This window comes from Burkholderia singularis (assembly GCF_900176645.1).
In the GTDB taxonomy this organism is placed as follows: Bacteria; Pseudomonadota; Gammaproteobacteria; order Burkholderiales; family Burkholderiaceae; genus Burkholderia; species Burkholderia singularis.
This window is the reverse complement of sequence record NZ_FXAN01000073.1, coordinates 26,318-40,836: the sequence shown is the minus strand read 5'-3', so window position 1 is coordinate 40,836 and position 14,519 is coordinate 26,318. Positions and strand designations below refer to the sequence as shown.

General features: G+C 62.9%; 11 protein-coding genes. 10 read left to right on the top strand and 1 reads right to left on the bottom strand.

Annotated elements, in window-relative coordinates; genetic code table 11:
- The first annotated feature begins 250 nt into the window (after positions 1-250).
- Positions 251-2,326 (top strand): molybdopterin-containing oxidoreductase family protein, encoded by a 2,076-nt coding sequence (locus BSIN_RS16620; RefSeq protein ID WP_089341319.1) that lies wholly within the window; start codon positions 251-253, stop codon positions 2,324-2,326.
- Between the two features lie 182 nt (positions 2,327-2,508).
- Positions 2,509-4,182 carry a long-chain fatty acid--CoA ligase gene (locus BSIN_RS16615; protein WP_089341318.1) on the top strand — a complete coding sequence of 558 codons (1,674 nt, stop codon included), beginning with the start codon at positions 2,509-2,511 and terminating at the stop codon, positions 4,180-4,182.
- Between the two features lie 174 nt (positions 4,183-4,356).
- On the opposite strand, the gene BSIN_RS16610 is transcribed toward BSIN_RS16615, so the two are convergent.
- Positions 4,357-5,517 carry a porin gene (locus BSIN_RS16610; RefSeq protein WP_059515748.1) on the bottom strand — a complete coding sequence of 387 codons (1,161 nt, stop codon included), beginning with the start codon at positions 5,515-5,517 and terminating at the stop codon, positions 4,357-4,359.
- 274 nt (positions 5,518-5,791) lie between these two features.
- On the opposite strand from BSIN_RS16610, the gene coq7 reads away from it, so the two are divergent.
- The 8 genes from coq7 (at position 5,792) to mraY (ending at position 14,509) form a co-directional block, all read left to right on the top strand.
- The gene (gene coq7, locus BSIN_RS16605; RefSeq protein WP_059515750.1) at positions 5,792-6,418 is read left to right on the top strand and encodes a 2-polyprenyl-3-methyl-6-methoxy-1,4-benzoquinone monooxygenase; all 627 of its coding nucleotides are present in this window, start codon (positions 5,792-5,794) and stop codon (positions 6,416-6,418) included.
- 387 nt (positions 6,419-6,805) lie between these two features.
- Positions 6,806-7,234, top strand: coding sequence for a division/cell wall cluster transcriptional repressor MraZ (mraZ, locus tag BSIN_RS16600; protein WP_038754498.1), 429 nt, complete (start codon positions 6,806-6,808; stop codon positions 7,232-7,234).
- A 23-nt stretch (positions 7,235-7,257) separates the two neighbouring features.
- The gene (gene rsmH / locus BSIN_RS16595; protein WP_089341317.1) at positions 7,258-8,199 is read left to right on the top strand and encodes a 16S rRNA (cytosine(1402)-N(4))-methyltransferase RsmH; all 942 of its coding nucleotides are present in this window, start codon (positions 7,258-7,260) and stop codon (positions 8,197-8,199) included.
- On the top strand, positions 8,196-8,528 hold the full coding sequence (ftsL, locus tag BSIN_RS16590; protein ID WP_089341316.1) for a cell division protein FtsL: 333 nt from the start codon (positions 8,196-8,198) through the stop codon (positions 8,526-8,528). Before rsmH ends, ftsL begins: the two co-directional genes overlap by 4 nt.
- The gene (locus BSIN_RS16585) at positions 8,525-10,378 is read left to right on the top strand and encodes a peptidoglycan D,D-transpeptidase FtsI family protein (RefSeq protein WP_089341315.1); all 1,854 of its coding nucleotides are present in this window, start codon (positions 8,525-8,527) and stop codon (positions 10,376-10,378) included. The genes ftsL and BSIN_RS16585 overlap by 4 nt, the downstream gene beginning before the upstream one ends.
- Positions 10,375-11,919, top strand: a complete 1,545-nt coding sequence (locus BSIN_RS16580) for a UDP-N-acetylmuramoyl-L-alanyl-D-glutamate--2,6-diaminopimelate ligase (RefSeq protein WP_089341314.1) — start codon at positions 10,375-10,377, stop codon at positions 11,917-11,919. Before BSIN_RS16585 ends, BSIN_RS16580 begins: the two co-directional genes overlap by 4 nt.
- On the top strand, positions 11,916-13,322 hold the full coding sequence (locus BSIN_RS16575) for a UDP-N-acetylmuramoyl-tripeptide--D-alanyl-D-alanine ligase (protein WP_089341313.1): 1,407 nt from the start codon (positions 11,916-11,918) through the stop codon (positions 13,320-13,322). The genes BSIN_RS16580 and BSIN_RS16575 overlap by 4 nt, the downstream gene beginning before the upstream one ends.
- Positions 13,323-13,339: 17 nt before the next feature.
- Positions 13,340-14,509, top strand: coding sequence for a phospho-N-acetylmuramoyl-pentapeptide-transferase (mraY, locus tag BSIN_RS16570; RefSeq protein WP_059515762.1), 1,170 nt, complete (start codon positions 13,340-13,342; stop codon positions 14,507-14,509).
- The last annotated feature ends 10 nt before the right edge of the window (positions 14,510-14,519 follow it).

Below are 14,519 nucleotides of genomic sequence, written 5' to 3'. Positions count from 1 at the left end.
TAACCGTGTAGGTCACGGACTCCACCACGCCATCACCATCATGCCTCACGCGCGCGCGAATGGGGGACTGGCCTACCCGAGCCGCTTACCAAGGTCCCGTCTTCTGCTCCGAAACAGAACCTATTCGCTTCTGACTCGAACGGTGCGCTCGCGGGCAGGTCAAGATTTCGCTGCCGCTTACCTGGAACCCGAAATTTAGTAAGTTCAAAGCGTAAAATCGCCGGACCCACAGAAACTGAGTCGATAAAACATGTCCGCCCCAATCCAAATCGCTCAAGCTGTTTGCCCGCATGACTGTCCAGATACCTGTGCAATGCGCGTCACCGTCGAGAACGGTCGAGCGGTCAAGGTTACGGGAGATCCGGATCATGCGCCCACTCAAGGCGCCCTATGCACGAAGGTGAGCCGATACGCGGAGCGCGTTCATCATCCGGAGCGACTGACCGTACCGCTCAAGCGAGTGGGACGGAAAGGAGAAGGGCGCTTTGAGCCGATTAGCTGGGCGGCAGCGAACGAGCTGGCGGCCGAACGGCTCTCGGAAATCGCACGCCGCGCTCCGGAAGCGATCGTACCTTATAGCTATGCCGGAACGATGGGGCTGATTCAAGGCGAAAGTATCGCTCAGCGTTTTTTTAATGTTTTGGGCGCGTCACTGCTCGAACGGACGATCTGCTCGGCTGCGGGTGCCGCAGGACTTCAGTATACCTACGGTGCCAGTATCGGCATGCATGTCGAGTTTTACGAAGAAAGCGAATTGATTTTGATTTGGGGGGCTAACCCGATCGCGTCGAATCTGCATTTTTGGACGCGCGCTCAAGAAGCCAAACGTCGGGGGGCGCAATTGATCGCGATCGATCCGTACCGGTCGCTGACGGCCGAAAAATGCCATCGCCACATCGCGCTGAAACCGGGCACGGACGGCGCGCTTGCGCTTGGCATGATGCACGTGCTGATCAGCGAGGGGCTCCTCGATCATGATTTTATTCGCGATCACACGCTCGGTTTCGACGCATTGAAGGCGCGGGCGATGAGTTACTCCCCGGAGCGAGTCGCGCAGATCTGCGGAATATCTGCGTCGGAAATCATCGAACTGGCTCGTATTTACGGCCGTACGCGCAAGGCCTCCATTCGTCTGAACTACGGCATGCAACGTGCACGGGGTGGTGGCAACGCGGTACGCGCGATCGCTTCGCTGCCCGCGCTCACCGGTGCATGGCGGGAGCGCGCGGGCGGCCTGCTGTTGTCTTCGGCCGAATGGGCGCCGATTAACCATGCGGCGCTCAGACGTCCGGATTTACTGCCTGGTTGGCCGAACAAACTACCACGTTCGATCAATATGAATGCAATTGGCGACGCGTTGTTGCATCCGGGCGGAGAGGATTTCGGTCCGAAGATAGAGGCGATCATCGTCTACAATTCGAACCCGGTGGCGGTGGCGCCCGATTCCGGCAAAGTGGCCGCGGGTTTTGCGCGAGAAGATTTGTTCACGATCGTTCTCGAGCATTTCAAGACAGATACGGCTGACTACGCCGATCTTGTGCTGCCGGCAACGTCGCAGCTCGAACATCTCGATGTCCATAAATCGTATGGCCATACGTATGTGATGGCGAATCTGCCATCGATTGAGCCGGTTGGGGAGGCCCGGCCGAATACCGAGATCTTTCGCGGTATCGCGCGCCGAATGGGACTCGACGAGCCCGCACTGTATGAAGACGATGAAACACTCGCACGCGCATCGCTGCACTGGAATGATCCGTCGCTGCAAAGTGATTGGGATACGCTCAAGCAGGCGCGCTGGATCAAGCTGAAGCTCGCCGATGCGCCGTTTGCGAACGGCGGCTTCCGGACGCCATCCGGGAAATGCGAATTTTACAGCGCACGTCTCGCACAGATGGGGCTCGATCCGGTGCCCGACTATCTGCCACCTTATGAATCGGCAGACGGCGCACCGGAACTGGCAGCCCGCTATCCGCTCGCGATGATTTCCCCGCCGGCCCGTCATTTTCTAAATAGTACGTTCGTCAACGTCGCGAGCTTGCGTTCGGTTGAAGGCGAGCCTTATCTCGACATTCACCCAGCTGATGCTATACGGCGCGGTATCGAAGAAGGCGATATCGTGCGGATCTTCAATGACCGCGGCTCGCTGCAGGCGAAGGCGCGGGTAACCGAGCGCGCGCGCGAAGGGCTCGTCGTCGGCTTATCGATCTGGTGGAAGAAGCTTGCGCCGGATGGACGGAACGCGAATCAGGTGACGAGCCAGGCGTTGACCGATCTCGGGCGTGGCGCGACGTTCTACGATTGCCTGGTTGACGTGGAGCGTGTGTAAAGGGTGGGGGGAAACCGCGGAAAAGGCGCACGGATGAACGAACGACGCCGCACGCCGCGCCCGCCCGGCAGCGTTGGCAAAGTTGGAAAGGAGTGTCTAACTGGATTGTCTCCGAGGGACCGACCGGCTACGATGCAATTTTTAGCACGACCATTCGAAAAATGAGCCTGGAGACGCGTTGCATGGAGAAGATTTGGCTGAAGTCGTATCCCCCCGGCGTGCCAGCCGAAATTGACGCGTCCCCGTATTCGTCCGTTCCTGATCTGCTAGAAGAAAGCTTTCGCCTCTATCGCGAACGGCAAGCCTTTATTTGCATGGGCAAGGCGATCACTTATGGCGAACTCGACGCGCTATCGCAAAAGCTCGGCGCGTGGTTTCAGTCGCGCGGGCTTGCGCCGGGCGCGCGGATCGCGATCATGATGCCGAACGTGCTGCAATACCCGGTGACGATCGCGGCAGTGCTGCGCGCGGGTTATACGGTCGTCAACGTCAATCCGCTCTACACGCCGCGCGAGCTTGAACATCAGCTCAAGGACAGCGGCGCGCAAGCGATCGTGATCCTCGAGAATTTCGCAACGACGCTGCAGGCGGTGATTGCCGGCACGTCGGTCAAGCACGTCGTCGTCGCGGCGATGGGCGATCTGCTCGGTTTCAAGGGCTTGATCGTCAATTATGTCGTGCGCCGCGTGAAGAAGTTGGTGCCGGCGTGGCACCTGCCATCGTTTACGCGCTTCAATGCGGCGCTTGCCGAAGGCGCCAAGCAGAGTTTCAAGCCGGCCAAGCTGAAGCCGGACGACGTCGCGTTCCTGCAGTACACGGGCGGCACGACCGGCGTGGCGAAGGGGGCGACGCTGCTACACCGCAATATCGTCGCGAACGTGTTGCAGGCGCAGGCTTGGCATCAGCCGGCCTACACGCTGCGTCCGGAAGTGGCGCAGTTCAATACCGTGGTTGCGTTGCCGCTCTATCACGTGTTCGCGCTGACCGTTTGCGGGCTGCTGACCTTGCGCACGGGCGGCACCGGCATCCTGATTCCGAATCCGCGCGACATCGCTGGCACGATCAAGGAACTAAAAGGTATCCAGATCATCACGTTTCCGGCCGTCAATACGCTTTATAACGCCCTGTTGAATCACCCGGACTTCGACCAGCTCGATTTCTCGAAGCTCGCGGTCGCCAATGCGGGTGGTATGGCGGTTCAGGAAAGCGTGGCGAAACGCTGGTACGAAAAGACGAAAACGCCGATCGTCGAAGGCTACGGGTTGTCGGAAACGTCGCCCGTCGCAACCTGCAATCCGGTCACGGCAACCGAATACAGCGGCACGATCGGTTTGCCGTTGCCGTCGACCGAAATCGCGATCCGCGACGATGCCGGCGCCGACGTCGCGCTCGGCCAGCCCGGCGAGATCTGCATTCGCGGCCCGCAGGTGATGGCGGGTTACTGGAATCGGCCGGACGAAACCGCGCAGGTAATGATGCCGGACGGCTTCTTCAAGACGGGCGACATCGGTGTGATGGACGAGCGCGGCTACGTGAAGATCGTCGACCGGAAAAAGGACATGATTCTCGTATCGGGCTTCAACGTGTACCCGAACGAGGTGGAGGATGTGGTTGCGTCGCATCCGGGCGTGTTCGAGGTGGCGGCCGTCGGCGTGCCCGACGAGCATTCGGGCGAAGCGGTGAAGCTGTTCGTCGTGAAAAAGGACCCGGCGCTCACGGACAAGGAAATTCTCGCTTACTGCAAGGAGCGCCTGACCGGCTATAAGCGGCCCAAATACGTCGAATTCCGCACTGAGCTGCCGAAGACCAACGTCGGCAAGATTTTGCGCCGCGAGTTACGTGACGGCAAGGCGTGACAAGCGCCGCGTGCCGCGCGTCGTTGAGCGGCTCATTGTGTGCCGCGCGTGTGGGGCGGCGCATTCGTTTTCAGGCACGATCTTTTTCGCGTAGCGGCATCGTCAATAAAAAAGGCGCCCTCGGGCGCCTTTTAAGCAACTGCGGGATATTCATCACCCGCCAATGCGCATATATCAGAACTTGTGGCGGATGCCGACTCGCGCCGTGAACTGATTGCGGTTCGACGACGGCGTGATGCCGTTGATCGCAGCGGTTGCCGGCCCAATGGTATTGCCGTTGGCTTCGATCACGTTGCCCGATGCGTGCTGGTACACGCCGATGACATAGACGTCGGTGCGTTTCGACAGGAAATAATCGACGCCCGCCGAGCCCTGGTGATATTTTGCCGCCGACTGGCCCGCGATCTTGCTGCCTTGCGTGTAGTCATACGCGGCGCCGGCGACGAGGGCCGGGGTCAATTGATACTTGAAGCTGACTTCGCCGTTGTTGAACGTCGCGGTTTGGTTCGGGAACACGGCGCTCGAGAAGTTCATGAACTTGATGTTCGAGTACGTCGCGCCGATCGTGGCAGCGCCGATCGTGTACGCCGCGGCCGCGCCGATCACCTGGTACGTATGCGCGGAAGCGTAGCCGGCATAGACGGGAGACGTCACGGCAGCCGGGGTGCTCGACGTCGTGTTGTTGCCGAACAGGCCGCCCGATGTCGACGGCGTGCGCGCGTTCAAATAGCCGACACCCAGCGAGAGCGGGCCGTTCGTGTAGCCGGCGCCGAGCGACCAAGTCTGGTTGCGGCTGAAATCGCCGGCGATGCCGCCGAGGCTGTACAGGCCGCCGAACGTGAAGCCGCCGTAGTTTGCGCTCGTGAACTTGATTGCGTTGTTCACGCGATAGGCGTTGTTGAAGTTGTCGAGGTCGCCGGGGTGCGCGGCAATGTAGCCGCCCCACTGATCGCCGACGGCGAGCGGGCCGACGAAATCGACGACAGAGTCATATTGGCGGCCGAGCGTGACCGTGCCGAAGCCGCTCGATAGGCCGACATAGGCCTGGCGACCGAATTCAAGGCCGCCTTGATTGATTTGGCCGGTGCTGGCGTTGAAGCCGTTTTCGAGCACGAAGACGGCTTTCAGTCCGCCGCCGAGATCTTCGGTGCCGCGCAGACCCCAGCGGCTACCCTGCATGACGCCGCTCGTCAGGTCGTACTTATGCTTGCCGCCCGCATTCGTATTGATGTTGAAGCCTTCGTCGATGATGCCGTAGAGCGTCACGCTGCTTTGCGCGTGCGCCGCGCCAGCAAACGCGCTCAACGCGACGAGCGCGAAAAGCGATTTCTTCATTGAAAGATCTCCAAATATGAAATTTTTTGTGGCGGCCATCGTATGTATTGAGGTCTCGGGCCTGCTCGAACTTCGACAGAAGCGCTCGTAATTTAGCAAATGGACTAAAGGCGACAAAGGGAAAGCGCGACATGAGATTCCTCATGTTTCCTTTATGCAACAATGGGTAAAATCACGGGTTAACCGCTATTTCCGGCGCTACCGTAATAAGCATAAGCAATTGATTTGTTACGCTTTCCTTACGAAAAGCGGCGCGTCGGCATGGAGAAACGCAATGGTGTTCGACGAGTTGATCAGTGAATTTGACCGGGGCTTGCGCTCGATGACGGGCGTGAGCCGAATGAGCCGGCCGGTGCCCGCGCCTGCCGTTGAGGCGAGCGCCGAACTTACCGCTGCCGAGCGCAAGCATGCGGCGGGATTGATGCGGGTGAATCATGTCGGCGAGGTATGCGCGCAGGCGCTTTATCAGGCGCAGAAGCTCACGACGTCATCGAGTGCGCTCAAGGAAATGTTCGACGAGGCTGCGTGCGAAGAGGAGGATCATCTCGCGTGGACCGCGCACCGCCTGAAGACGCTCGATTCCCGGCCGAGCTTGCTGAATCCGCTGTGGTATGCGGGCGCACTCGCGATCGGCGTCATTGCCGGGCGGTTCGGCGACAAGGTGAGCCTTGGGTTCATGGCTGAAACGGAGCGTCAGGTCGAGAGCCATCTCGACAGCCACTTATCCGCTTTGCCGGCGGCGGACGTCGAGTCGCGCGCGATCGTCGAACAAATGCGCATCGACGAAATCAAGCACGGCAAGACGGCGACCGAAGCGGGTGGAATCGAGCTGCCGCGGCCGGCGCGTATGCTGATGCGCGCCGCGTCGAAAGTGATGACAAGCACTGCCTACTATCTTTAAATAGTCGGTCCGGAACGGCCGTATTCGTGCCGCTCCGGACGCTGACGATCCCCGCCGTTTTTCCTCCGCTGTTTTCCCTTCTGAAATCCCTGCCGCCGCGCCGACCTGGGGCGTGCTTCTCATGTACCACTTTCACAAATTGCACTAGTCCATTCATTTATAACGTTTTTTGGCATGACGGGTGACTTGATGTGATGCGCGTAAGTCCTTGTTCTGAATAACAAAATTCGTCAAAAAATCGGCCGTCTCCCTTGACCGTCCATAGGCCTTCCTCTAAAGTGGGAGACAGTGTGAGAAAGTGTATTTTTGTGTGATTTGCCGGGGTTTTCCGGCTAAATTTTCAGCGTTGGGCGGGTTCTTCGGCGCCCTGATCGGGAGAGCGGAAACGTGTTTCAAGGGGCGTCGGCGCTGACGCTCGATGCGAAAGGACGGATGTCGGTGCCGTCCCGCTATCGCGAGGCGCTGCAAGGACAGGCAGAAGGACGGGTGACTGTGACCAAGCACCCGGACGGCTGCCTGTTGCTGTTTCCGCGTCCTGAATGGGAAGTGTTCCGCGCGAAGATTGCCGCGCTGCCGATGGACGCGCACTGGTGGCGCCGCATTTTTCTGGGCAACGCGATGGATGTCGATCTCGACAGCGCGGGCCGGATTCTCGTGTCTCCCGAGCTGCGGATGGCGGCCGGGCTGGAAAAGGAAGTCATGTTGCTGGGAATGGGAAGTCACTTCGAGCTGTGGGATGCGCAGACCTACATCGCGAAGGAGCAGGCAGCGATGGCGCAGGGCATGCCCGAGGCGCTGAAGAATTTCACGTTCTGATTGCGGTGAGGAAGGCGCCCGCGATGGGAAACGAATTGCAGCATCGCACGGTGCTGTTGGATGAGGCGGTCGATGCGCTCGTGGCGCGGCCCGACGGCATTTATGTCGACGGCACGTTCGGGCGCGGCGGTCATAGCCGCGCGGTGCTCGCGCGGCTCGCGCCGGCAGGCCGGCTGATCGCGTTCGACAAGGATCCGCGTGCGATCGAAACGGCTGCGGGCATCGGAGACGCGCGCTTCGAGATTGTTCACGACAGCTTCGCGTCGCTCGCCGGCGCATTGGCCGAGCGTGGAGTAGGGCGGGTGTCGGGCGTGTTGCTGGATTTGGGCGTGTCGTCGCCACAGGTCGACGATCCGGAGCGCGGCTTCAGCTTTCGGGCGGACGGCCCGCTCGATATGCGGATGGACCCGACGCGTGGTGAATCGGCGGCTGAGTGGCTCGCGCGAGCGTCGGTGCAGGAATTGACGGAGGTGATACGGGATTATGGGGAAGAACGGTTTGCTTTTCAGATTGCAAAGGCGATTGCTGCTCGCCGGGCAGAGTCCGGCCGTCTCGGGCCTCTCGACAGCACGCGCGAGCTTGCCCAAATCGTGGGTCACGTCGTCAAGACCCGTGAGAAGGGCAAGGATCCGGCAACCCGCACCTTTCAAGCTATACGGATTCACGTCAATCAAGAGCTTGCGGACCTGCAAGTCGTTCTAGAGGCAGCATTGACGGCGTTGGAGCAAGGGGGGCGGCTCGTGGTCATCAGCTTTCATTCGCTGGAGGACCGGATCGTCAAGCGATTCATGCAGGCACATGCGAGTGCGCCTGCTGTCGATCGTCGTCTGCCGATCCGCGCCGTCGATCTGCCCAGTCCGCCGCTCAAGCTGCTCGGCCGCAAATTCCCGGGCGACGCGGAAGTTTCCGCCAATCCGCGCGCCCGCTCGGCGGTGATGCGCATCGCGGAGCGCGTCGCGCCATGAGCCGCCTCAATATCTTTCTGCTGATCATCGTGATGGGGTGCGCGCTGTCGGTCGTCAATTCGACGAACCAGCAGCGGCAGATCTTCATTCAGCTGCAACGCGCGCAATCTCAGGAGCATCAGCTTCAGCAGGACTACGCGCAGCTTCAGTATCAGCAAAGCGCATTGTCGAAGACATCGCGCATCGAGCAGCTCGCGACGAGTTCGCTGAAGATGCAGCCGATCTCGACGGGACGCACGCAATATCTGACGGCGCCGTCCGGCGACGCGAAGGCGGCCGATGCGCCGCCGCCGTCCAGCGCCGTCGCGGCTCAGGGAGGCGCGCGATGAAGCCGGCGTCCAAACGTGCGCAAGGTGTGAAATTCGCATCGAGCCCCGTGTTGTCGGTGCACCTGCCGATGTGGCGCTCGAAGTTCGTCGTGTTCCTGCTGTTCATGGCGTTCGTCGCGCTCGCCGCGCGTGCGTTCTGGATTCAGGGGCCCGGCAACGCGTTCTATCAGAAGCAGGGCGAGAACCGTTATCAGCGCACGCTCGAGTTGCCGGCGACGCGCGGCAAGATTCTCGACCGCAATGGCCTCGTGCTCGCGACGAGTTTGCCGGTGCGCGCGATCTGGGCGATTCCGGCCGACGTGCCGGACGATTTCGGCGGCGACAAGCTCGTCGCGCTCGGCAAGCTACTCGGGATGACCACGAAGGAACTGAGGGCGAAGCTGTCGGAGGACAAGACGTTCGTCTACGTGAAGCGTCAGGTGCCGCTCAATGTTGCCGATCAGGTCGCGAAGCTCGACATTCCCGGCATCTATCAGCGTGGCGAATACAAGCGCTTCTACCCGGAAGGCGAGATCACCGCGCATCTGATCGGCTTCACGAATGTCGAGGATGAGGGACAGGAGGGCGTCGAACTCGCGGACCAGAAGCTGCTCGCCGGCGCATCCGGCAGCCGGCGCGTGATCAAGGACCGGATGGGACATATCGTCGAGGATGTCGACGAGCAGCTTCCTCCGCATGACGGGACGGACGTGGGGCTGTCGATCGACAGCAAGATTCAGTACATCACCTATACGAATCTGAAGGCGGCCGTCGAAAAATTTCATGCGAAGGCGGGCGCGGCGGTCGTGGTCGACGTGCGCTCGGGCGAGGTGTTGTCGCTCGTCAATTATCCGACTTACAACCCGAACGACCGCTCGCACCTGACGGGCGAGCAGTTGCGCAATCGCGTGTTGACCGACGTGTTCGAGCCGGGCTCGATCATGAAGCCGCTCACGGTGTCGCTCGCGCTCGATTTGCATCGCGTGACGCCTTCGACGCTCGTCAACACGGGCAATGGTCATTTCGTGCTCGACGGCGCGCCGATTACCGACGATGCGGGGTTCGGCACGCTGACGGTGGGCGGCGTGATCCAGAAATCGAGCAATATCGGCGCGACGAAGATTGCGATGACGATGCGGCCCGAGGAAATGTGGAATATGTATACGAGCATCGGGCTCGGGCAGGCGCCGAAGGTCGGTTTTCCGGGCGCGGCGGCCGGGCGTTTGCGGCCGTGGAAGAGCTGGCGCCGGATCGAGCAGGCGACGATGTCGTATGGCTATGGGTTGTCGGTGTCGCTGTTTCAGCTTGCGCGCGCGTACACGGCAATCGCGCACGACGGCGAACTGATGCCGCTCACGATCTTCAAGACCAGTGACGAGCAGCCGCCAAGCGGCCCGCAGGTTTTCGCGCCGACGACCGCGCGCGAAGTGCGCGCGATGCTCGAAACCGTCGTCGCGCCCGGCGGCACGTCGCCCGATGCGGCGGTGCCCGGCTATCGCGTCGGCGGCAAGAGCGGCACCGCATACAAGCAGGTCGGCCGTGGCTATGATCACAAAAAGTATCGCGCGTCGTTCATTGGCATGGCGCCGATGCCGAATCCGCGCATCGTCGTCGCGGTGTCGGTCGACGAGCCGACGACGGGCAGCCACTTCGGCGGCCAGGTGTCCGGCCCCGTATTTTCGGCGATCGCAGGCGATACGCTGCGCGCGCTGAATGTGCCGCCCAACATGCCGGTCAAGCAGCTCGTCGTGTCCGGCGACGCCGCGAGCGGCGCGAACGCCGCCGCGCCGCACAAGCTGTCTGCCGTGGCGCCGGCCAAGCGCATCACCGTGTCGAGTACGACACATAACCATCCTGGAGTTGTTCGATGAGCGCCGTGCGCAGTTCTCATCCGGCGCATTCCCAAATCGCGGCCGCGCTTGCGTGGCTGTGCGCGCATGCGGCGGCGGGCGCGCAGTTGCACGCCGACACGCGCAGCGTGCAGGCAGGCGACGTGTTTTTCGCGTATGCGGTCGACGGTGCGGACAATCGCCCGTTCATTGCCGACGCGCTCGCGCGTGGCGCGGCCGCTGTGTTGTATCAACCGGAAAATTTCGATGCCGCGAAACTCGATCCGGCGGTGTCTCTCGCCGTTCCCGCGCTCGATGCGCTCGCGGGCGAGATAGCGAGCGGCTGGTATGGCGATCCGAGCGATGCGTTGCTCACGATCGGCGTGACGGGGACGAATGGCAAGACCTCGTGCACGCAGTGGATCGCCGCGGCGCTGTCCGCGCTGCGGCGGCCGTGCGCGGTGATCGGCACGCTCGGCAGCGGGATGCCGGGCCAACTCGCGCATACGGGTTTCACGACGCCCGATGCGCCGCAACTGCAGCGCAGCCTCGCGAAATTGCGCGACGCCGGCGCCCAGGCGGTGGCGATGGAAGTATCGTCGCATGCGCTGCATCAGGGGCGCGTGAACGGCACCGCGTTCGACATCGCGGCCTTCACGAATCTCACGCAAGACCATCTCGACTATCACCGTACATTCGAAGCCTATGAGGCGGTGAAGGCCCGGCTCTTTGCGTGGCCCGGGCTGCGGGCGGCGGTCGTCAATCGCGACGATGCGGCTGGCCGGCGTTTGCTGGCGTCGCTCGCCGGCCGCGTGAACACGCTCGCCTATGGCATCGGCGCAGGTACCGATGCCATAGGCGCGGATCGCGAACTTGTCGCGACCGATATCCGCGCGACGGCGACAGGCACCGCGTTTCGCGTGACGTCGCCGTGGGGCGACGCGGACGTCGAGGCCAGCACGCTCGGCGCGTTCAACGTAAGCAATCTGCTCGCGGTGCTTGGTGCGTTGCTCGCGGCCGATGTGCCGTTCGACACGGCGATTGCCGAACTCGAAGGGCTCGAACCGGTGAACGGCCGGATGCAGCGGCTCGGCGGCCGGCTGCAGAATGACGAGCCGCTCGTCGTCGTCGATTATGCGCATACGCCCGACGCGCTCGAGAAAACGCTCGATGCGCTGCGCCCGATCGCACAGGCGCGCGGCGGCGAACTTGTCTGCATGTTCGGCTGCGGCGGCGATCGCGACCCGACGAAGCGCCCGCTGATGGGCGCGATCGCCGAGCGTCTCGCCGACAAGGTCGTCGTGACGAGCGACAACCCGCGCAGCGAGGATCCGCAAAGGATCATCGAGCAGATCGTCGCCGGGATGCGGGAGCCCGCGCGCGCGCGCCGGCTCGAGGATCGCGCCAGTGCGATCCTGCAGGTGGTGCGCGGCGCCGCGCGCGACGATGTCGTGCTGCTTGCCGGCAAGGGGCACGAGGCGACGCAGGAAATCATGGGCAGGAAGCGCGTGTTTTCCGATCAGGACCATGCGCGTCTCGCGCTGGCCGCACGCACGACGCAGGTGCGCGGAGGCGGCGAATGACGATGCTGACTTTGCGCGAGGCCGCCGCGATGATCCCAGGCGCAACCGTGCTGGGCGACGAGCACGCGTCGTTTGCGCGAGTGTCGACGGACAGCCGCACGGCGGGGCCGGGCGATCTGTTCGTCGCGCTGAAGGGCGAGCGTTTCGATGCGCACGATTTCTTGAACGACGTTGCCGCTCGCGGGGTGAGCGCGGCGCTGGTCTCGCGCAGCCCGGCCGAGTGGCATTTGCCTGCGCTGAAGGTTGCGGATACGCGCGCGGCGCTCGGCGCGCTGGCGCACGGCTGGCGCACGCGCTTCGCGGTGCCGGTCGTCGCGGTGACGGGCAGCAACGGCAAGACGACCGTCAAGGAGATGATCGCGGCGATCTTTTCGGCGGCGGTCGGCGAGCAGGCGCGGCTTGCGACGTCGGGCAATTTGAACAACGACATCGGCCTGCCACTCACGCTGCTGCGTCTGTGCGCCGCGCACCGGCTCGCGGTTGTCGAACTCGGGATGAACCATCCGGGCGAGACCGAAACGCTCGCGCGGATCGCCGCGCCCACGGTCGCGCTCGTCAACAACGCGCAGCGCGAGCATCAGGAATTCATGGCGACGGTCGAAGCGGTCGCGCTCGAGCATGCCTCGGTGATTCACGCGCTCGGGCCGGACGGTGTCGCCGTATTTCCGGCTGACGACGCGTATGCGGGCATTTGGCGCGTCGCCGCGACCGGCAACCGGATCGTCGATTTCGCGCTGCACGGCGCCGTGCCCGCGACGTCCGCCGCCGTGACGGGCACGCTCGACGGCAACCGTTTGGCAATCGAGACGCCGGACGGCAGCATCGACGTGCAATTGCGCGCGCTCGGCGAGCACAACGCGCGCAACGCGCTCGCGGCGACGGCGGCGGCACTCGCGGCAGGCGTGCCGCTTGCCGCGGTCAAGGCCGGGCTCGAGGCATTCGAGCCGGTGAAAGGGCGGTTGCAGGTCAAGCGCGCGACCGCCGGCCTGCTCGCCGGTGCGACGTTGATCGATGACACCTACAACGCGAACCCGGATTCGATGCGCGCCGCGATCGACGTGCTCGCTGCGCAGTCCGCCCCGCGGGTGCTCGTGATCGGCGAGATGGGCGAGGTCGGCGACGAAGGGCCGGCGTTCCATCGCGAGATTGGCGCATACGCGCGCGAGCGCGGAATCGATGCGCTCTTCGCGCTCGGCGCGGCCACGCAGCCGGCATGCGATGCGTATGGCGCCGGCGCGCAGCGTTTCGACGACGCGCAGGCGCTGATTACCGCGCTCGGCGCGGCGGGCTTCGGCGCGCGCGCGACGCTGCTGGTCAAAGGCTCGCGGTATATGAAGATGGAGCGCGTGGTCGACGCGCTCGCGAACGCAACCGCGCCGGGCACTGCGCCCGGCGCACACTGAAGAAAGGAAGTAAGAGCATGCTGCTGGCGTTGGCGCAATGGCTGCAAAGTGACGCAAGCTTTTTGCGCTTGTTCACGTACCTGACGTTCCGGGCGGTGATGGCCACGATCACGGCGCTCGTGATCGGCCTCGTCTGTGGTCCGTGGGTGATTCGCAAGCTCACCGAGATGAAGGTCGGCCAGGCGGTGCGCAAGGACGGTCCGCAAACGCATCTCGTGAAATCGGGCACGCCGACGATGGGCGGCGTGCTGATTCTGATCGGCATCGCGGTCGCGACGCTCCTGTGGGGCGATCTGACGAACCGTTTCATCTGGATCGTGATGCTCGTCACGTTCGGCTTCGGCGTGATCGGCTGGGTCGACGATTACCGGAAGGTCGTCTACAAGGACCCGCGCGGGATGTCGTCGCGCGAGAAGTATTTCTGGCAATCGGTGATCGGCCTCTTCGCGGCCGTTTATCTGGCATTCAGCGTGTCCGAGGCGAATAACGCGCGGGTGTTCGATCTGTTCATCGCGTGGGTGCAAAGCGGGCTGTCGATGGGGCTGCCCGCGCGCGCGGATCTGCTGCTGCCGTTTCTCAAGTCGATCAGCTATCCGCTCGGCGTCTGGGGCTTCATCGCGCTCACGTATTTCGTGATCGTCGGCGCAAGCAACGCGGTGAACCTGACCGACGGCCTCGACGGCCTCGTGATCATGCCGGTCGTGCTGGTCGGCGCGTCGCTCGGCGTGTTCGCCTACGTGATGGGCAGCGCCGTCTATTCGAAATATCTGCTGTTTCCGCACATTCCGGGCGCGGGCGAGCTGCTGATCTTCTGCTCGGCGATGGGGGGCGCGGGGCTTGCGTTCCTCTGGTACAACACGCACCCCGCGCAGGTGTTCATGGGCGACGTCGGCGCGCTCGCGCTGGGCGGCGCGCTCGGCACGGTCGCCGTGATCGTGCGACAGGAAATCGTGCTTTTCATCATGGGCGGCATCTTCGTTGCCGAGACGCTGTCGGTGATGCTGCAGGTCACGTGGTTCAAGTACACGAAGCGCCGTTACGGCGAAGGGCGGCGCATCTTCAAGATGGCGCCGCTGCATCACCATTTCGAGTTGTCGGGCTGGAAGGAAACGCAGGTGGTGGTGCGTTTCTGGATCATCACGTTGATGCTCTGCCTGTTCGGTTTGTCCACCCTCAAGCTGCGGTAAAGGGAAGCTC